Below are 20,414 nucleotides of genomic sequence, written 5' to 3' on the forward strand. Positions count from 1 at the left end.
GCCATAATGTAAGGTATATTCTAATCACTGTTTTGACTTCTCCGAACGAGATTTTCAAAAACTTGAAGTGCCTTGGGATAAAATTCATGATGATTTTTCATCACATAAAAGGCACGTTGAATTGGCGTCCCTGCGAATTCCAGCCTCCTGATTCGATCCAGTTCGATCTCCTTTTGAATCGTCAGCTCTGATAAAAGACTAATACCAAGTCCAGCTTCGACTCCCTCTTTTATCGTTTGGGTACTTCCCAATGTTATGAGACGATTAGGGGAAATATGATGTTTTTCAAAAAATTCCTCGACTACTTTTCGTGTTCCAGAGCCCTCTTCGCGAATAATCCATGTTTCAGCTGCTAAAACTTCAGGTGTTATCCGCTTCTTTAATAAGGATTTCCCTATACTGGAAATGATATACAATCGATCTATTTGAAAGGGTACAGAAATAACTTGTTTATGCGTGAAAGTCCCCTCCACCAATCCTATATCGATGTCATGAGAAACAAGCTTTGAACCGATATCCTCCGTATTGCCAATCGATACGCTTGGAATAATAGCTGAATAGTCCTTCTGAAGCAGCGCTAAGAAAGAAGGTAATAGATATTCGCCAATCGTATAGCTTGCACCAATACGAAGCTCTCCAGCTGGTTCATTTTGTAAATCAGACACTAATGTCTGCATTTGCTCATACTCGCGCAAAATACTTTTTCCATATTGATAGACAATCTTTCCTGCTTTGTTTACTTCTACATATTTATTTGTTCGTTCCAGAAGCTTTACTCCGAGCTCTCGTTCTAGAGCTTGTATATATTGACTAACAGCTGGCTGTGACATATGCAGCTCCTCCGCTGCGCGAGAAAAATTCTTTAATTGAGCTACCTTCATAAAGACGATTAAATGCTGATCCATATTAGCCCTCCTGCTATTAATTATAATATTTACTTATTGTTCTTATTACAATTATTTATTTTATTTATCATACATCTACTTCTATACTAATAAAAGGACATCATAGAAGGGAAAAACATAATGACAGACTTAAAAACAAATAAAGTAACAAAGATTCTTTACGGTATTGGATTTACTTTTATTATTGCACTTATTGGCTATGTATTGTCACTTATTCCTGGAGTAAACCATATTGGTCCCCTTGCCTGTGCCATCCTCCTTGCCATTATTTTCAGGCAGCTTTTCGGGTATCCAGAGTTCTTTAGGGAAGGTATTGAATTCTCCTCGAAATACTTATTACGTTTCGCCATTATTTTATATGGATTAAAACTAAATATTGGTGTAATTTTTACGGATGGACTTGGACTGCTCGTTAAAGCTGCTATTACCATTATATTTGCTATTTTAGTAACTATGTTTCTATCAAAAGCCATGAAAGCAAACCCGGCCATCTCTCTATTACTCGGTGTGGGAACAGGGGTCTGTGGTGCAGCCGCAATTGCTGCTGTAGCACCCATTATTAAATCAAAAGAGGAAGATACAGCCATAAGTATAGGACTAATTGCGTTAGTAGGTACACTATTCTCGATTATCTATACATTAATTTTACCACTTCTGCCTATTTCCAATGCACACTACGGAATTTGGTCAGGCTTGAGCCTGCACGAGCTAGCACATGTTGCTCTAGCAGCAGAACCTGCTGGCGAGGAAGCACTTGCCATGGCATTGCTTGCAAAGCTTGGCCGTGTCTTTTTATTGGTTCCTCTTTGCTTTGTTCTCATTTACTGGATGAGGCATCGAAAAAAAGGACAAGCGGAGGAAGCCAAAGTCTCGTTCCCATGGTTTTTACTAGGATTTATTGCAATGAGTATAGTAGGAACCTATGTGCTCGGCGACTGGATTCCTGTTTCAAATGGGTTTCTGGATAGCACAGACTTAATCACTACCTTTGTGTTAACCTCAGCAATGGTCGGACTTGGTTTGAATGTTAATTTAAAAGAAGTACGCTCCAAAGCAATGCGCCCACTTATAGCAATGCTCATAACATCGGTGCTTGTTTCTCTACTTATGTATTGGGTGGCTGGAATTTAATGAAGTTGATAGATCAGCAGACTAATAGTCTGCTGAATTTTTATTTGTGGGGGACGGTAGCGATGTTTTACTTGTTCGAGGGCGATGCTCCTCTGCTCGAGAGTGATGTTCCTCCGATCGGGGGCGATGTTCCCTGCCTCGAGGGTGATGTTTCTCCGATTGAGGGCGATGTTTCTCCGCTCGAGAGTGATGTTTCCCCGATCGAGGGCGACGTTCCTCTGGTCGAGAGTGATGTTTCCCCGTTCGAGGGCGACGTTCCTCTGCTCGAGAGTGATGTTTCCCCGTTCGAGGGCGATGTTCCTCTGCTCGAGAGTGATGTCTCCCCGATCGAGGGCGATGTTCCTCTGCTCGAGAGTGATGTCTCCCCGATCGAGGGCGATGTTCCTCTGCTCGAGAGTGATGTTTCCCCGTTCGAGGGCGATGTTCCTCTGCTCGAGAGTGATGTCTCCCCGATCGAGGGCGATGTTCCTCTGCTCGAGAGTGATGTTCCTCCGTTTGGGGGCGGTGTTCCCTGCCTCAAGGGCCATGTTCCTTTATTAATTGTAAAAAGACAAACCAAGGATGGCTTGTCTCTTACGTAAAAAAACTTTTTATATTATTGATAGACTCCATGTCAACTTATATCAATTGAATCAACTAGTAATCGCCAAATTTAAAGCAACTTAACTGTTAATTTACCTTCACAATTATCTTTCCAATATTTTTGTTGTTCTCCATATGTTCATGTGCTTCCTTTATTTCATCAAAAGAAAATACATGGTCAACAATTGGACGTAGCTTGTTACTTTCAAAAAGCTCTAGTGTTTTAGAGGAAAATTCTGATGTTAGGGCTGCCTTGTATTCATCGCTTCTTGGAGTGAGCAGAGTCCCGGTTAACTGGATCCGTTTTGACATTAACTCCATTAAGTTGACTTTTTCTACTTCAGCACCACCAAGTATTCCAATCAACACCCATCGCCCATCTACTTTTATACTAGAAAGGTTTTTGCTCCAATAGGATGCTCCAATGAAATCAAGAATCAACTCTACTCCTTGATTATCGGTTGCAGCTAACACTTCTTCGTTAAAGTTCTGTTCCTTATAATTAATGAGAATATCCGCGCCTAGTAAACGGCAATAATCTAACTTTTCTTTCGACCCGGCAGTTGTAATAACCTTCGCCTGTCCGATTTGTTTGGCTAGCTGAATTGCCGCCGTTCCAACTCCACTTCCACCAGCGTGTATCAAAACGGTTTCACCTTTACGTAATTGGCCTAGCCAAAATAACGTTTGATATGCAGTTAAAAATACTTCAGGAACAGCAGCTGCTTCTTCAAAAGAAAGGTTTTCCGGAATTACCATCGCTCTATCATCCGGCATAACGGCATATTCCGCATAACCTCCGCCATTCACAAGTCCCATCACACGCGTCCCGACAGCAATTTTTGCTCCTGCACCCGCTTCTTCTACTATTCCAGCAACTTCAACACCTAAAATTGGATTATCCAAATATCCAGAACTACTTTCCCTATTCATGATATCCGTTCGATTCACAGCAGCTGCTTCTACTCTTATTAATAATTCCCCGTCTCTCGGAATTGGTTTATCGTATTCGACAACCTGTAACTGTTCCGCACCACCTGGTTTTTTTACCGTGATAGCTTTCATATTATGGTCCTCCTTTTTTAGTACTGTTTCTATTACTTTTAAGTATAATTGCAATAAATAAAGTTGGCTGCATATGCCATACTGACCACCACAATAGATCCTACAAAAGCAGTAGCCATCAATGTGGCTCGTACCGCTCGAGTTTCTCACACTAAGCAGGCGATACTTGTGCCGATTAATTATCCAATACAAATTTCTCTATCGCTTTTGCTACCCCATCATTATTATTAGTATCTGTTACATACTTCGCAACATTCTTAATGGCTTCCTGGGCATTACCCATCGCTACCCCGATTCCAGCTTCCTGAATCATTTTAATATCGTTCAAACTATCACCACAAGCCATGACGTTGTCCATGGTAATACCCATTTTGTCACAAAGGAAGTGGAGTGCCTTTGCTTTACTTACCCCTTTAGGGTTCGCTTCTATATTCGTTGGGAGGGAGTTAGTTAATTCAAGCTCCTCAAAATAAGAAAGTTCTTTCACCATATAATCCAGCTTTTCTTTGTCATCGGTCTGACAGCCGAATTTTAGCCATTTATAATCATAAAAGTTATCTGGAGCTTCATTGGTGAATACACCCTCTGTCGAAATCATCCACATAAATACACCCTGGGCGCGTCCAATATTCCATAATTTTTCAATGGTTGCTGTTTCAAGCAAATGCTCATCCAACAGCTCTTTCTCCATTGTCCAGATTTGCCCGCCATTTGCTGTAACTAAATACGAGGTTAGATTTAATTCCTCTGCATAAGGATAACAGGCCCCAATACCGCGCCCTGTACTTAAAACAACGTCAACGCCTTTTTCCATTGCCTTTTCAATTGCCTGCTTTGTACGGGGAGATACTTCGTGTTTTGTTGTTAGCAATGTACCATCCATATCAAGTGCGATTAGCTTTACTTCTTTAGTCATGATTCCACTCCTTGCTTTTCACTGTTTCTCCCTTTATCAAACAAGAATGTGGTGATAAAGGGGATAAACAAGATTCCCATTATTACGTAGAATAATATTTCCATATTCAAAGTATCGACAATAACTCCTCCAAGCAATGGTCCGATCATTCTGCCTACTGACGCAATACTGTTCACCAGCCCTTGATAAAATCCAGCTCTTCCTTTTGGTGCAAGTTCGTTAGCAAGCGTAGGAAATGCCGGCCACATTAACACTTCCCCTAGTGTTAAAATGACCATTGCAACTGCAAACATCGTAAAGTCCGCAGCGTTCATCGCAATAAGAAACGAGATGATCATAATCCCTGTTCCAATATAGATGTGCTTCTTAGGAGAAGGTATTACCCTTGTTATCCATTGTATCAAAGGTTGCGACAAAACGATAAGAAAACCGTTTATCGCCCAAAGCGTACTATACTGCTCTAATGGGATTCCAATTGCTTGGGTATATGGTGCAATGGTTGCCTGCCATTGAGTGTATGCGACCCAGATTACTAGGAAGCCGCTGCATAGAATTAATAAAGAAACAAATGCAGTCCTGTCATTGATTTTTCCGCTTTGTTCAATAACAGAAGTGTGCATCTGCCTATCCTGTAAATTATCGAAATTCTTAAAGGTAAAGACGACAATAAGGAAAAACAAGAAGAATAAAGCTGCATTCGCTATAAAAATATAATCAAAAGAAAGACTAGCAATATATCCTCCAACTGTCGCACCTAATGCAACGCCTAAATTCTGAGCCACATAAATGGCATTAAATGTGCGGCGACCGCCTTCTGGCCATATAGAACCCGCCATCGCATACATAACTGGCCATGTCACTCCAGTTCCGAAGCCCATTAATAGTAAAAAGATAGTATATGGAATGACACTATGGTAAAAGGCTAAACCAATGGCTGAAAGGAGGGAAAGCAACGTCCCATACAGAAGTGTCCGATAAGCACTGTATCTATCAAATAAGCTGCCACCGATGAGGTTTCCCACCATGTTTGCACCCTGGTTAAACATTAAAATGAACCCAGCAAAAGCTAAACTTTTACCAAGTTCATTATGCATGTAAATGGTATTTAGCGGCCACAGCATGGAGCCACCAGTTACGTTAATCGTTGTTGCTATTATTAATAGCCAGATTTGCTTTGGCATATTATCACTCTTCCCTTGTTCATTATCCTTCGTTATTCTAATACAATAGGGAAGGAGACGTAAAGTAAAAGTATAGTAAATTACATTGTATGATAGTTCACTAATAAGGGTGGCTATATATTTCCGCTAGGATCCACGATGTCCCCTTACCCTTCTTAACATCAAATTTACAAATAGCAGATAAGCTATCGGAAGAATACCGGTTAGCAAAAGAACCCCATGCCAACCTGCCCCTTCCCATACCGGACTAATAGCTGAGCTGCCCAGGGTAACTCCAATATAATAGGCAACAAGATAAAGACTGGATGCACTGCCTTTATGATGTGTAGCCTTCTCTCCAACTGAGGTTGCTGTCAATGAATGAGCCATGAAAAACCCCAAGCACAATACACACAACCCAATAATAATCACCACAAGAGATTGGCTAAACGTTGCGAAAATCCCAACCACCATCGTAAATATTCCGGCATTCCTAACAGAATTTAATCCAAATCTTCCTGAAAACCATCCAGCAATCGGCGAACCAACGATACCTAATGCATAAGCAAAATACATATAGGAGATGGCTTCAAGGGATAAGGTAAAAGGCTCTCCTTCCAAATGAAATGGCAAATATGTCCATATTCCTGTAAAGGACAATTGCAGCACAATCCCCATTCCAATTACTAATACTAGACTTGGATTTTTTAGGTGAAAGAAAAAACCCTCAATGTCCTTACGAAAGGTTTCATTGGTTGGCTCAAAGTTGTGTGACTTTGGCAGGGTAAACAAAACGGCGAATATAAGAACGAAGCCCAGTATGCCAAAAAAATAAAAGGCGTTTTCCCATGAATATTGATCGGCGATATAACCTGTTATGACCCGACCTGCCATCCCACCCAAAGCATTACTCGATATGTAAAGAGCGGTCGCAACGCCGACGCTTCTCCGATCCATTTCTTCATTTAAGTAGGCAATCGATGCTGCAGGCAACCCTGCAAGTGCAAAGCCTTGAACAAGCCTCCCTACTAAGATAAACCAAAATGAATCGATTAAGGGCAACAGAAAGAATGGAATAACAGAACCAATTAATGAGAATTTAATAAATATGGTTCTTCCTATTCTATCTGAAAAGAAACCTAATAGTATTAAACCAATGATTAGACCGATAATTGTAAGCGATAAGGAATAGCTTGCTGTATTAATGGAAATACCAAATTCTTCGACAAAAACTGGAAGCAATGGCTGTACCACATACATTGCCGCGAATACGAAAAACGACGCAAATGCCAAGCTAATCGTTATCTTCCAAAAGTAAAAATCCCCAATGGTATATTTCTCCTGCATGCTTTTCTTCACTTCCTGTGTACTGTTATATAAGGTAATCATACAGTATTACTTGTTATACAGTAACGAAAATTACGAATTTAATAATATGTTCGCAGTAGGGTATGGTAATATGATTCCTATTGGCCCTGTTCGATTCTTCACAATAATCCAATCTGCATTGGGAATGCTATTGCCCACGGCTTACTTTACGAAAGCATTGGATTCTTTAAAAGATGATTGATGAACATTTATAAATTAGAAATAAAGATAGGTGCAGTCTCAAAACTGGACTGCACCTATCTTTTTATTGTTATTACTTTGCAGCAACTTCCTCTAATTCCTGCTTCTCCAATGGGTTCACCATTGTATTTAAATCTAAAATCATTAGCAAACCATCTTCTAAGTTCGCGACACTCTTTATGAATGTTTCACCTGTACCAGTTGCAATCTGTGGTGCCGGTTCTATCACAGCCTCATCAATATCCATCACCGCGGTCGCAGCATCAATAATGAATCCAATCTGCATTCCTTGAATATGAACGACCAGTATTCGAGTATCATCAGTCTGCGCCGTTTCATCTACCCATAGCCGTTCTTTTAAATCAATAATGGGAGTTGTAACCCCACGAATCACTGTGACCCCCTTAATAAAGGCAGAGGTCCTTGGAATCATCGTAATCTCCTGGAGGCGTTCAATTGAAATTACTTGATCAACGTTCACTGCAAAGGATTGGTCCTGTAGGGTAAAAATAACATATTTCATGTATAAAGCCTCCAATTCTTATATAATCAGTGCATTCGGATCGATAATTAAGGCTACCTCTCCATCACCAAGAATCGTTGCACCAGAAATGGCGAATACATCACGTAAATAGTTGCCTAAGGATTTTAGTACAACTTCCTTTTGACCGATAAAAGAATCAACAATCAGCCCTGTTAATTTGTCGCCTTTTTTCACTACAACAATCGCAGTATACGTATCAGTATTTTCATTCTCTTCTATCGCTGGTACTTGGAAGATATCGCTTAAGGAAACTAGTGGGATAACTTGTCCCCGGAAGTCCATAACAGGTTTTCCATGTGCTGTCATTATTTGACTTTCATCAAGCAATACAGTTTCAATAATAGAAGATAACGGTATCGCGTATGTCTCACTACTTACCTTCACTAATAATGTTGCAATGATAGAAAGTGTAAGTGGCAATTGGATAGAGAAAATACTTCCGCTTCCTTCTTTGGTTTCAATATTTATCTGACCACCAAGGGATTCAATTTTGCTCTTTACAACGTCTAGACCAACACCACGACCGGAAATATCAGAAACCTTATCCGCTGTACTAAAGCCTGATGCCAGAATAAATTGAGCAATCTCAACATCAGTCATTGACTCTGCTTCTTCCAACGTGACAAGTCCTTTCTCAATAGCTTTTGCTTGAACCTTGTTACGATTAATCCCTGCTCCGTCGTCCTCAATCTCAATAAACACATGGTTACCACTGTGATATGCATGAAGTGTTAATTTTCCTTCTTCCGCTTTTCCTGACGCAAGACGTACTTCTGGCTTTTCAATTCCATGGTCCACCGAATTTCGGATTAAGTGAACAAGTGGGTCACCAATCTCGTCAATAACTGTCCGGTCCAGCTCTGTATCTGCTCCAATGATTTCAAGATTAATCTGCTTATCTAAATCTTTTGCCAATCCGCGAATCATACGTGGGAAGCGATTAAACACTTGTTCAATAGGTACCATACGCATAGAAAGAATAAGACTTTGCATTTCTGAGGATACCCTGCTTAAATGCTCGACCGTTTCTTTTAATTCCTGGTTGTCCATTCCTTCAGAGATAACTTCCAATCTACCACGATCAATGACAACCTCTTCAAATATATTCAATAAGTCATCAATTCGCTCTAGGTTTACACGAATTGTTTTCGTTTGATGGTGCTTCGATTCTTCTTGCGTCGCTTCCTTTTTCTCAGGGTTCTTAACTTCAACCGCTGCTCTCTCTTTCTCAACTGAGTTCTGTTCTTCCTTCACCCCTGTAGTAGAAAAGCTAGAAACTTCAACATGCTCCACCTCTGAAACTTTGTAAACCAACGCTTTAATCTTCTCTGCTTCTTCTTTAGTTAGAAAGACAAATGCAAATTCTCCACTAAAGTTTCCTTCCTCAATCTCTTCCACTGCAGGAGTTGTTTTTATGATTTCTCCCATTTTCTCTATGATTTCAAATACCATATAGGCGCGAGCGCCTTTTAAAATACTATCCTCTGATAGAGAAACAGTCATTAAGTAACCAAAGAAGCCTTGTTCTTTAGCTTGGTGAATGACCTCCAATTGAAATTCATCCAAATCAATATCCATCTGCTGGGCTGTTTCCATCTCTAATGTAACAGCTGCCTCATTTTTTGCAGTAGTTGTGTCTGTTAAATCAGGAGCTGCTTCCCCTTTTTCTACTTGCTGCAAGCGCGCAACAAGCTCTGATACGTCTTTTTTCCCATCATTCCCATCACTTATGGAACCCACCATGTCCTCTAGGTATTCAATTGCTACGAAAATAATATCAATCACTTCGGTTGTAACCGAAAGTTGGCGATTACGAATTCGGTCCAGCACATTCTCCATTTTATGTGTTAATGAAGCAATATCTTCATAGCCCATCGTTGCCGCCATCCCTTTTAATGTATGAGCAGAACGGAAAATTTCATTCACTAAGTCAAGATTTTCTGGTTGTTTCTCTAATTCAAGGATATTATCGTTCACGGCTTGCAAATGCTCACGACTCTCATCCAAGAAAACGTCTAAATATTGATCCGTATTCATATGATAATTCCTTTCTAAACTTTATCGTCTACTATGTATACCGTTATATTACTATAAATTTAGTAGCTTTGACCTACTTTCTATATCGGTCAAAAACTAACTATCTTAAAGAACTGACCTAAAAAACATTGCAATTCTGTGTAATAAAAATGCAGGGTTGCAACTAGCACCCTGCATTCTAATTTAATTAATCAATTAATAAATGAATCCCAAGCTTACCAGCTTGTTCAAAATCTGCAGCCATATAAATAGCACTTGAATACCCTGAAATGGTTGTATCTCCCTCCATTACAGTTGGTGCCGTAATGTCTGTCTTCAATCCATTCTGGATGATGTTTGTTGAAAGATTGCCTGCAATCATGTTGCCAAGTTCTCCACTAAAAGAAGTTAACATTTCTCCTTCTAAAAACATCCCAAACATGGATTCTCCTACTGCCTGGAATACGGACTGATCTCCGTCGATAATCAATCGTCCTTTTACATCACCTGTGAAACCTATTAATACACCAAATTGAAAATGAATTAATTTGCCAAGTAATTGAGGCTTTGATAGCTTGTGCTGGATTGGTACAATCGTTTTTAAAGACGAGCTGGTTCCATTTAATAAATGAAGGACCAAACGATTCCTTTCTTCTACTGATACTGACATCCTATCTTCTCCTTTTGTGCTTCAGTGTTACTCCTTCAAAAATCCCATCACACAGTAAAGGATTCGATTGTATAAGGTAGTAATTTGGAACTATTTCTTTTAATATCGGATTTTATAAGAGAAAATGAAGAGACTTTGCAAACAATCATGAAAAAACCGTGAGATATTATTGGGATTTTACGAAAAGTTTGAGTAAATGTTCCTATAAACTTTGTCCTAAAAAATACTTTCGTTTAGATTTGTTTGCAAGGTGTACTCTTTTCTCAATCATAAAAAAAGACCCTCCACTTGGGATAGGTCTTAGACAGAAATCCATTTCTGTTTCACAGCCAACACCGCTGCACTTGTTCTATCAGATACATTTAGCTTTTTCAAGATAGAGCTTACATGACTGTTTACTGTGTTGCTTGAGATAAATAGATTTTTTGCAATGTTTTCGTTCTTCTCGCCTTTTGCTATTTGCTCGAGTATATTCCACTCCTGCTGTGTTAATAGATTTACTGGTCGTTGTTTCTTCATCGAGGAGGTCCGTTTAATTGAATAAACGTATTCATCAATTAAAAGGGTTGCAAGACGCGAATGGACATAATTCTCATCGTTTAACATGGCATTAATAGCGAGGCAAACCTCCACCGTTTCCATTCCATTATAAAAATACCCTTCCAAGCCCATTTCCAAGAATGGGACAACTTGTTCTCGTTCTATAGCAGCTATCCATACAGCTACTTTGATGTTTTCTTTTTTACAATAAGATATGAGATCAAATACTTCGACTGCTGCATCAATATCAATTATAAGCAGATCACACCTGTTTTGATAAAAATCTGTTACTTCTTCAGAGGTATAAGCGCGGAAAGTATGCTCTGGTAATTTTTCCTGTAGAATTCCTATAATTGATTCACGAATTAAGCCCTTCTCTTTAATTAACGCAATATGACTCATGCTATCATTCCCCTATAATCTATGTTTTTCTGCTAGCAATCACCATGAATCAAAAAAACTATTCTCGTATATAAAGAATAGCCAAAATAATAAAGTCTATTTATCACTTTTGGCAACCAGGCTATCATAGTCTTTGACCTTAGACCCTTGGCTTTGCGTCCTATTCTTTCGAGATAGTTTGCCCTTATCAACATGTTGTGATTCTTTTCATATGCTAGTGTACCATAATAAGGAAGTTTTCACTCTATTAAACAACTTAAAATAAGTTGAATTTTATAGGAAAACTCTTCGTTGTTAAGAATTTTCATTTTTCCTAAAACAAGAAAAGAAGGGAAATATTCCCCTTCTTTTTTATAACTTAAATTGACGTACCATTTCATTTAATTCCTCAGATAATACTGCAAGCTGTTCAGAGCTTGAAGTTACCTCATCCATGGAACTGCTCGTTTGTTCAGAGGATGCAGCAACCTGCTCAACACCAGCAGCAGCCTCTTCAGACACGGAAGCAATTTCATTAATGGATGTATCCATGGATTCCGTATTTACGGTGATATTTGATAGATTATCCGAAATAACCGTAATATCCTGGACCATTTTCCTAACTGATTGACTAATATTCTCCAGCATATCAGATGTTGTATTAATTTTCTCTGTTCCTTTTTCCACTTCTGTGTAGCCGCCTTTTAGAGAATCCGTTACATTGCTTGATTCTGTTTGGATATTGCTAACGATGCTTGTAATATCTTGAACGGAATTGGATACTTGTTCTGCTAGTTTACGAACTTCATCAGCTACAACCGCAAATCCTCTGCCATGCTCTCCAGCTCGTGCTGCTTCAATTGCTGCATTTAATGCCAATAGATTCGTTTGATCTGCAATTTCCTGAATAACCGAAACAAGCTTCGAAATTTGCTGGGATTGTACTTCTAATCCATCCACTTTTGCAACTGCTTCTTTCACTATTTCGTTAATCTTCATCATTTGTTGGTTAGAATCTTCCATGAGCTTACTTCCCGTATCCGTTAAATCTAGCACTTTATCAGAGTATAGCTGAATATTCTTCCCACGTTCATTTGCTTCTTGCACTTCATTAGATAAGACAGTCATCTTAGATGCTAAGTCTGATGCACTGTTTGCCTGAGTTTCTGCCCCAGAAGCCATTTCTTGCATGGTACTTGCCACTTGATCTGTTCCCTGTTTTACTTCGCTGGCAGCATTCGTTAATTCTTCCCCTTGAGAAGAAAGGGTTGTTGCTGTGTCTTGAATTTTTAAAAGAACTTCTCTATTTTGTGCAGTCATTTCATTGGTTGCCACTACTAACTGTCCAGCCTCATCCTTAGTTGTAGCTTCAAGAGGTTCTACATTTAACTCGCCTTGAGAAAGCTGTTTCATCCGGTTCATTACCGCAATGATTGGTTTAGTTATACTACGAGAGGTAATAAGGATAACTGCCACACTAATAATCATAATCACTAGCGTTACAACTAAACTTAACAAGAAAATATTACTTCCCATTTCTATCATATTGTTCCCAAGTTCTTTAATTATCGCTTCTCTGCCCGCTGCAGCTTCTTTAAATTCTCCGGTGATTTCAGTTTCAAGTGGTAATACTTCCGTATCCATTAAGGCCAATGCATACTCTTGGTCGCCATTTTCAAATTCAGTAATCACCGTATCGGTTAGGGTACCCCACTCGATTTTTTTATTAATAAGCTCTTTCGTTTGCTCACTATCATTTAATCCTAGTAATTGATTCTCTAATTCTATCGTTTCTTCGGTTGATAAGACAAACTGATCACGGAGGGCAGGATCTTCGTATAAAAGATACCCGCGCAGCAATGCCGTTCTTTCCGCCATATTTAATGCTAGCTGCTCATCTAATATTAATAATTCCAGCTGATAATCTATAATTTCCTCTGTATCTTTATTTAATTTGTAGATAGCAAAAATATTAAATAACGACAATAGCATAAATAATATATTTACCGTTAAAAACCCAGCTAATAGTTTCGAGCGAATACTTTTAAATTGAAATCGCTTGTTCACTTTCTTTTTTCTTTTCATTTCTTCCACCTCAATCGATTAATCTAACTTTACTATCGGATATATAAAAATTTTATGTATAGGGTGGAAATATCTCATAATTTTTAGATTATACCCCGCTTGAATACCGAACAGGTTTCAAATATTGAAACAGAAGTGCTCTCCATTGCATCGGTTCTGAAGATAATTTAAGGTGGACGTAAGGCATGAACTTTTCCTCTTTATAAAGTTTTCTTGCCTGTATGAGGAAAACAGCAACTAAAAAGGAGATGGTTTCAGGTGACAAATAGAGTAAAACTTGGTAAATCGGATTTAGTTGTCAACCCTATCGGATTAGGTACAAACGCAGTAGGCGGTCACAACCTTTACCCGAACTTAGATGAAGAAACTGGTAAAGAATTGGTTCATACTGCCATTAATAATGGTTTGAATTTTTTAGACACCGCCTTTTTATATGGCCCAGGCCGTTCTGAAGAATTACTTGGTGAAGTAGTAAAGGAGAGCGGAAAACGTTCCGAACTTGTACTTGCTACGAAAATCGGACCAAAATTTGTAGGCAATGAAATGGTGATGGATAATAATCCTTCCTTTTTAAAAGAAGAAGTAGAGAAGAGTTTGGAACGTCTTCAAACAGACTATATTGACTTAATGTACCTTCATTATCCAGATGAAAACACACCAAAAGCAGAAGCGGTTGGTGCGTTATACGAATTGAAACAAGAAGGAAAAATCCGAGTAATTGGATTATCAAACTTCTCTCCTGAGCAAGTGAAAGATGCAAACCAAGACGGATACGTTGATGTGTTCCAAGGTGAATATAATCTTTTAAATCGAGAGGCGGAAAAAGAATTGTTTCCATACTTAGAACAGCAAAATATTTCCTTTGTTCCTTATTTCCCACTAGCTTCCGGTCTATTAGCTGGAAAATATAACAAGGATTCCAAGTTTGATGATTTTCGTAAGGGCTTGCCATACTTCCAGGGAGAGGCATTCCTTGAAAACCTGGAAAAAGTAGATAAGATCCGCAGCATCGCAAATACGAAAGAAGCAGAAGTAGCTCATGTTGTACTTGCTTGGTATTTAACCAGAGATGTCATTGATGCGATTATTCCTGGAGCTAAACGCAGCGACCAAGTTCTTAGCAACCTGAAAACATTAGATGTGAAATTGACACAAGCAGAAATCGATGAGATTGATCAAATTTTTGCTTAGGTGATGAATAGGAAAAGCTTTTGGCTTTTCCTTTTTTTAATTGTTGGAAAAAATCCTTTGTGACGCTTTCACTACCGCCCCATTCCCTTCGACCATCACAGCAATCCTGACCGATTCTCATTAGGGCAAAACAAAAAATCACCGCTATAATTCGACTTGATTCATTAAAAATCAAAATTTATAAGACCCAAAATAAACATTTTTCTACCTCTTACGACTTTTCAAATAAATACCAACATATTATAATGGGTTGAAAGCGAATTCAACTAAGGAGGAGAAATAGTAGTGAAAACTCTCACATCATTTTTTGATCGAATCGTTCAGCGTTATCTGCCAGACGCCTTTCTATTTGCCATTATATTAACATTTTTTGTCTATTTAGTAGGTGTTCTGTTCACAGATAGTGGCCCAGTACAAATGGTTGATTATTGGGGATCAGGATTTTGGGATTTATTGTCTTTTACCATGCAGATGTCTTTAATCGTAGTAACGGGATATATTTTAGCCAACACTCCAGTTATTAAAAATATATTAGTCAAGCTAAGTACACTTGCAAAGACACCTGCGCAGGCCGTGATGCTCGTTACATTTGTTGCATCAATAGCTTGTTTAATAAACTATGGATTTGGACTAGTTATCGGTGCATTGTTTTCCATTCATGTTGCAAGAAGAGTACCAACGGTTGATTACCGGGTTTTAATTGCTAGTGCCTATAGTGGTTTCCTTGTATGGCATGGGGGCTTATCCGCTTCTATTCCACTCACGATTGCAACACCAGGACACTTTTTAGAAGAAACAATGGGAACTATTCCAGTTATCGAAACATTACTCAGCCCTTTTAATATCTTTACTGTTATCGCATTTTTAATTACATTGCCTCTCTTTAACCGCTATTTATTGAAGTCAACGAATAACGTGAACAAAATAGACAATACATCCTTCCTGCCTCCCGAAAAAGAGGAAACCAATGAAATTATTCAAGCGGGAACTCCTGCTGAGAAACTGGAAAACAGTCAGCTTGTTTCACTTCTTATTGGTATAATGGGACTTGTATTTACCTTCTATTATTTTGCAACAAGTGGATTTGATTTAAATATCAATATAGTCAACTTTATATTTCTTTTTCTAGGAATTTTATTCCATCGAACACCTAAACGATTCCTGGATACCATATCTGATGGCGTGAAGAATGCTGGCCCAATCATTATTCAATTTCCTTTCTATGCTGGGATTATGGGAATGATGGTGGGTTCAGGATTATCAGAGCAAATGTCTATATTTTTTGTAAATATAGCAACGGATTATACACTTCCATTCCTAACCTTTATAAGTGCTGGCCTTGTTAACATCTTTGTCCCATCTGGTGGAGGACAATGGGCTATCCAAGGACCAATAATGATTGATGCAGCATTAAAATTAAATGCAGATGTTGCTAAAACGGCGATGGCAGTAGCGTGGGGCGATGCTTGGACGAATATGATTCAACCATTCTGGGCTTTGCCAGCACTTGCTATTGCTGGTTTGAAAGTACGGGATATTATGGGATTCTGTGTAATGATCTTATTCTTTAGTTTTATCCCGATTACTATAGGGCTTCTGATCTTTTAATCTAGTAAGGAAGATACATTATACATATAATCGTATTACGCTCTTTAATGAAAATAACCCCGGAGATGCACTAATATACCTCTCAGGGGTCAATTTATGAGTATTTCATTATAATGGATTTCCACTGAATATGAGGTAACAATACAATGCTAGCTCTCCTCTTATACTCTAAGGGAGAGCTTCGTATCAATTATTGCAGGGTAAAAAAACAAGCCTGCAATAGCACGCTTTTATTAACTAATTTTTAAGTACTTCTCATCCTTCGCCTTACTCTTACAGCTTAACACTTTTTGAATATCTGCGTCGATTTGTTTTATATTCTCTTCCAGACCGAGGATACCTGACTCGACATCGCCTGCCCTTTTCTCTAATTGTGCAATTAATTTATCTGTTTGATAACCATTTGCTCTAATCTCTTCCAGATCTTCCAGCCACAGTGTGATAAGCTCCAACAAATCGTCTATCAATTGTTGTGTCAACACTTCCGCCTCCTATATTGTTAGAATACCCACATTAGAAAACAGCTACAAGTGACAATGGAATGAATTTTGACTCACGTAGTAGGTCTTAATAACTGTATTTCAAAAAATAATTGAATTACTATTAGTAAGTTAAGTACTATTGTACGTTATTGTTTGTTTTACTTGACTTTTAGACTATATCCATCCTGCTTCATCTATTATAAATAAGGAAAGCTTTCTATAAAACTTACCTTAGATAAATGAAAAAGAGTGCTGTAAAAGCACTCTTCCATTATTTTTCCATCATTTCACTTAATTGTTCTGCGGAATAAGATATCGTTGCGGCCGATTGTTCAATATCATGAATAGCCAAATCAAATGCTTCTAAGTCCGCTTGAATATTTTGGTTACTTGTCTTTGTTTTTTCCATCGTCTCATCAATTTGCTGGAACGCATCAACTGTATGCTCCATATGCTCCTTCACCTCAGCTAAAAGAGAAGTAGCTTGCTGAATGGAAGCTGAACTATTAAAAATTTGCTCATTGGTTTGATTGACGAGATCGGATACACCTTTCACGGAATTCCCAGTTTGCTCAGCAAGCTTGCGAACTTCCTCGGCAACTACCGCAAATCCACGTCCATGCTCCCCAGCCCGCGCCGCTTCAATTGATGCATTCAATGCTAGTAAGTTGGTCTGGTCTGCAATGGTTTTAACGATATTAATAATATCGTTAATCTCTGTAGAGGTCGCTTCAAGGTTTCCCATATCTTTACTAACTTTCATTGTGCTTTCATGCATATTCTTCAAGGATGCATTCATAATACTTAATTGATTTTTCCCTTTTTCAGCTGTTTGTTTAGCTTCCTCTGCTAAAGCTGTACCAGATTTAGAGTTATTTGTGATTTCCTCAATCTGTGACGTCATTGCCTGAATCGAGGCATTCGTTTCTTCTGCCAATGCAGCAAGCTCCATAGAGGTATGCTCTAATGCTTCCCTCATTACTAACTTACTGCGCTTTTCTTCGTTGCGAATCCGTTCTAACTCATCATCATACGCTTCCAATACGACTTGCTGTTCTAAGTTTAAAATCTTATTTATCACCTTAATCGCCTGCACCTTGTCCGCTTCCTGGTCAAAATTTTTAACAATAACCCCAAGCAGTCCATCAAATAACTTTTGGAATGAAGCAATATACCACTTTTGTGTCAGTCCAATTTTCACATGTACACAGGCTATTTTTTTCCTTCTTTCTATAAATGCTTCATTCATTTCACCGTCGAACATTTCGACTACATGTCTTCTTAATGTCTTTTTCAACCGTTCAAAGGAACTGTGATCCTGAATAATTTGGATTAGCGCTTCATTATATTCCAGATTTTTGTAAAAGTCATCTACAATTGTAGTTATATCCTGCTCAACATAAGGCTTTAGAACCTTCGCCACTGCAAAATCCTCTTCACTTAAATCGAGCATTTGTAACTGTTTCTCTAGATCAGAGTCTTTCCTTACTTCTACAATCGCATTCATTTCATTACTCAACGCTAACAACGATTTTGTTTCTTCTTTTTTTCTCTTTCTCTTCAGTATCATACTATTGCCCCCCAAAAGACTCTATATCTTTTATATATCGACCATCTATTTATAATTGTTTAGGAAATGCTGTTCAAGTTAAAATTATATATCTATCTAATAAATCAAAATTGAGTTATAATATATAAAAAAGTATACAATTGTTATATTTATATAAATTATTATATAAATATAACCAGTGTAATCAGAGAGGTACAAGTGATGGAGAGAAGTAAACAAATACTGGAAAGCTATATTCCTTTAGCAAAATCCACTGCTAAACTGTTTGGAAACCATTGTGAAATTGTTATCCATGATTTAACCAATCCACGAAGTTCTGTCATGTATACGATAAATAACCATGTAACAGGAAGGAAAGTCGGTCAATCCTTTGACCATCTTGTAAAAACGGTATTGCGGTCGAAAGACTTCAAGGAAGATTATTTATCTGGTTATACCTATGTTACAGAAGACAAGCGGACAATCCGTTCATCCACTACTTTGATTCGTGATCTAGAACAAAAAGTGATTGGTGCTTTCTGTATTAACTTTAATGTAGAAGCATTACAGCAGATGAAACAATTTATGGATGCTTTTCTTTCAACGCCAGTTGCAGTAGAAGATACTCGGGAACAATCTAATTCTGACATGGACAATGTAGAAGGAATTGTAGACGGATTGATTCAGCAAATTATACAAAATAGCGTTCATTTAGGTATGAAGCGTCATGAAAGAATAGAATTAATTCGCTTTATGGAAGAAAAAGGGATTTTTCTAATGAAGGGGGCGGTTGAAAAAGTTGCGGAACAATTAGGTATTTCAAAGGTTACAGTTTATAGCTATTTAGATGAAGTGAAAAAGAAGCATTAACATATACGTTTAATGCATAAGGAGGAAAAAGAGATGAATTACTTAGATATTGATACTCCAGCACTCTTAATTGATAAGGATATTCTCTATCAAAACATTCAATCGATGCAAAAATATGCAGAAGCAAACCAGGTCCATTTACGTCCTCATACGAAAACCCATAAAATGCCTAAGCTGGCAAAACTCCAGGAAAAAGAAGGTGCTGTTGGAATTACAGTTGCCAAAGTAGGTGAAGCTGAGGTGATGGCACAGAATGGGCTAAAAGATATATTTATAGCAAATGAAATAGTTGGAAAATCAAAGATCCAGCGCATTCGAAAATTATCCGAGTCTATCGATATTTCATTTGGAATCGATAGTTTATACCAAGTAAATGAAATAGAAGCGGTATTTCAGGGTTCTGCAAAAAAAGCTCAGGTGCTGGTAGAGATTGAAGTTGGTGAAAATCGCTCGGGTATTATTGAGGAGAAGGATTTTCATATTCTACTACATGCAATTAAGAAAAGTCGTCATCTCCACTTTAAAGGGGTATTTTCCCATGATGGCCATACTTATAAAGCGAGAAATGTAGAGGAATGTAAAGAATGGTATAACGCAAGTGTAAGACGAACATTACGTTTTGCAGAATTAGCAACGGAGATAGGTTTAAAACCTAAGATAGTTAGTATTGGCTCTACCCCTCCATTTATATTAAACTTTGAAATTCCTAAAGGAGTCACTGAAATAAGACCTGGCACTTATATTTTAATGGATGCCTCTCAATCTAATGTAATTGAATCCTATGAAAAATGTGCAGCAACCGTACTTACAACCATTATCAGCAAACCAACAGATGAACGTGTCATTACAGATGTAGGTGCTAAAGGAATTACTGCACAAACCCGCTCTGAAGGCATAACCGCGACAAAGGGGCTTGGTAAAATTAAAGAATTTGATGATGTATACATCCATGGGGTTTTTGACGAACATGCAATTATTTATCATAAAGAGTTTAACAGGAATGTAAGCATCGGTGATAAGGTACAGATTATTCCAAATCATATCTGCCCGGTTTCTAATTTACACGAAAAAGCTTACTTAGTTTCAAATGGAAACATTCTGGAGGAGATTCAAATAGAATGCAGAGGAAAATTGCAATAACTCGAAAATA

The 20,414-nt window shown here is 38.2% G+C and carries 18 protein-coding genes, 2 pseudogenes and 1 riboswitch; of the genes and pseudogenes, 7 read left to right on the forward strand and 13 right to left on the reverse strand.

From position 1 onward, the window contains the following. Positions 1-20 precede the first annotated feature (20 nt). Positions 21-905, reverse strand: coding sequence for a LysR family transcriptional regulator (locus D8M04_RS05580; RefSeq protein WP_121521927.1), 885 nt, complete (start codon positions 903-905; stop codon positions 21-23). Positions 906-1,025: 120 nt separating this feature from the next. On the opposite strand from D8M04_RS05580, the gene D8M04_RS05585 reads away from it, so the two are divergent. Together D8M04_RS05585 and D8M04_RS05590 are read left to right on the forward strand one after the other, a co-directional pair. Further along, positions 1,026-2,036 carry a YeiH family protein gene (locus D8M04_RS05585; protein ID WP_121521928.1) on the forward strand — a complete coding sequence of 337 codons (1,011 nt, stop codon included), beginning with the start codon at positions 1,026-1,028 and terminating at the stop codon, positions 2,034-2,036. After that, entirely contained in the window at positions 2,036-2,617 is a 582-nt protein-coding gene (locus D8M04_RS05590) for a hypothetical protein (protein WP_121521929.1), read from the forward strand. Before D8M04_RS05585 ends, D8M04_RS05590 begins: the two co-directional genes overlap by 1 nt. Before the next feature lie 88 nt (positions 2,618-2,705). Here D8M04_RS05590 and D8M04_RS05595 read toward each other — a convergent pair whose 3' ends face one another. The 4 genes from D8M04_RS05595 to D8M04_RS05610 form a co-directional block, all read right to left on the reverse strand. Next, entirely contained in the window at positions 2,706-3,683 is a 978-nt protein-coding gene (locus tag D8M04_RS05595; protein ID WP_121521930.1) for an NAD(P)H-quinone oxidoreductase, read from the reverse strand. A 175-nt stretch (positions 3,684-3,858) separates the two neighbouring features. Beyond that, positions 3,859-4,599 carry a Cof-type HAD-IIB family hydrolase gene (locus tag D8M04_RS05600; protein WP_121521931.1) on the reverse strand — a complete coding sequence of 247 codons (741 nt, stop codon included), beginning with the start codon at positions 4,597-4,599 and terminating at the stop codon, positions 3,859-3,861. Next, positions 4,596-5,780, reverse strand: a complete 1,185-nt coding sequence (locus D8M04_RS05605) for an MDR family MFS transporter (protein WP_121521932.1) — start codon at positions 5,778-5,780, stop codon at positions 4,596-4,598. Before D8M04_RS05605 ends, D8M04_RS05600 begins: the two co-directional genes overlap by 4 nt. Positions 5,781-5,906: 126 nt before the next feature. Further along, positions 5,907-7,106, reverse strand: coding sequence for an MFS transporter (locus D8M04_RS05610; protein WP_121521933.1), 1,200 nt, complete (start codon positions 7,104-7,106; stop codon positions 5,907-5,909). An 88-nt stretch (positions 7,107-7,194) separates the two neighbouring features. Here D8M04_RS05610 and D8M04_RS20655 point away from each other — a divergent pair, with 88 nt between their 5' ends. Continuing rightward, a complete protein-coding gene (locus D8M04_RS20655; RefSeq protein WP_342772630.1) occupies positions 7,195-7,329 on the forward strand; it encodes an ion channel in 135 nt (44 codons plus the stop codon). Between the two features lie 72 nt (positions 7,330-7,401). Here the strand turns inward: D8M04_RS20655 and D8M04_RS05615 are convergent, their stop codons facing one another. From D8M04_RS05615 to D8M04_RS05635, 5 genes are all read right to left on the reverse strand, one after another. Next, positions 7,402-7,851: a chemotaxis protein CheW gene (locus D8M04_RS05615; RefSeq protein ID WP_121521934.1), complete on the reverse strand. Its 450-nt coding sequence runs from the start codon at positions 7,849-7,851 to the stop codon at positions 7,402-7,404. A gap of 18 nt (positions 7,852-7,869) precedes the next feature. Beyond that, complete coding sequence (locus D8M04_RS05620) at positions 7,870-9,909, reverse strand: chemotaxis protein CheA (protein ID WP_121521935.1); 2,040 nt, start codon at positions 9,907-9,909, stop codon at positions 7,870-7,872. Between the two features lie 187 nt (positions 9,910-10,096). Further along, positions 10,097-10,558, reverse strand: a complete 462-nt coding sequence (locus D8M04_RS05625) for a chemotaxis protein CheX (RefSeq protein ID WP_121521936.1) — start codon at positions 10,556-10,558, stop codon at positions 10,097-10,099. A 300-nt stretch (positions 10,559-10,858) separates the two neighbouring features. Next, positions 10,859-11,500, reverse strand: a complete 642-nt coding sequence (locus D8M04_RS05630; RefSeq protein WP_121521937.1) for a helix-turn-helix transcriptional regulator — start codon at positions 11,498-11,500, stop codon at positions 10,859-10,861. A gap of 108 nt (positions 11,501-11,608) precedes the next feature. Further along, positions 11,609-11,693, reverse strand: a riboswitch (cyclic di-GMP riboswitch). Between the two features lie 158 nt (positions 11,694-11,851). Further along, positions 11,852-13,564 (reverse strand): methyl-accepting chemotaxis protein, encoded by a 1,713-nt coding sequence (locus D8M04_RS05635; RefSeq protein WP_121521938.1) that lies wholly within the window; start codon positions 13,562-13,564, stop codon positions 11,852-11,854. Between the two features lie 258 nt (positions 13,565-13,822). On the opposite strand from D8M04_RS05635, the gene D8M04_RS05640 reads away from it, so the two are divergent. After that, on the forward strand, positions 13,823-14,755 hold the full coding sequence (locus D8M04_RS05640; protein ID WP_121521939.1) for an aldo/keto reductase: 933 nt from the start codon (positions 13,823-13,825) through the stop codon (positions 14,753-14,755). Between the two features lie 285 nt (positions 14,756-15,040). After that, on the forward strand, positions 15,041-16,363 hold the full coding sequence (locus D8M04_RS05645; RefSeq protein WP_121521940.1) for a short-chain fatty acid transporter: 1,323 nt from the start codon (positions 15,041-15,043) through the stop codon (positions 16,361-16,363). Between the two features lie 233 nt (positions 16,364-16,596). On the opposite strand, the gene D8M04_RS05650 is transcribed toward D8M04_RS05645, so the two are convergent. The 3 genes and pseudogenes from D8M04_RS05650 to D8M04_RS20695 form a co-directional block, all read right to left on the reverse strand. After that, the gene (locus D8M04_RS05650) at positions 16,597-16,842 is read right to left on the reverse strand and encodes a hypothetical protein (protein ID WP_121521941.1); all 246 of its coding nucleotides are present in this window, start codon (positions 16,840-16,842) and stop codon (positions 16,597-16,599) included. Positions 16,843-17,116: 274 nt separating this feature from the next. After that, a pseudogene (locus tag D8M04_RS20690) lies at positions 17,117-17,533 on the reverse strand (methyl-accepting chemotaxis protein); the annotation flags it as partial. Between the two features lie 339 nt (positions 17,534-17,872). Continuing rightward, a pseudogene (locus D8M04_RS20695) lies at positions 17,873-18,415 on the reverse strand (protoglobin domain-containing protein); the annotation flags it as partial. Positions 18,416-18,616: 201 nt separating this feature from the next. Between D8M04_RS20695 and D8M04_RS05660 the strand changes: the two are divergent. Both D8M04_RS05660 and D8M04_RS05665 read left to right on the forward strand, forming a co-directional pair. Beyond that, entirely contained in the window at positions 18,617-19,264 is a 648-nt protein-coding gene (locus tag D8M04_RS05660) for a helix-turn-helix transcriptional regulator (protein ID WP_121521943.1), read from the forward strand. A 33-nt stretch (positions 19,265-19,297) separates the two neighbouring features. Beyond that, the gene (locus D8M04_RS05665) at positions 19,298-20,404 is read left to right on the forward strand and encodes a D-TA family PLP-dependent enzyme (RefSeq protein WP_121521944.1); all 1,107 of its coding nucleotides are present in this window, start codon (positions 19,298-19,300) and stop codon (positions 20,402-20,404) included. The last annotated feature ends 10 nt before the right edge of the window (positions 20,405-20,414 follow it).

Source organism: Oceanobacillus piezotolerans, from assembly GCF_003665065.1.
In the GTDB taxonomy this organism is placed as follows: Bacteria; Bacillota; Bacilli; order Bacillales; family Amphibacillaceae; genus Oceanobacillus; species Oceanobacillus piezotolerans.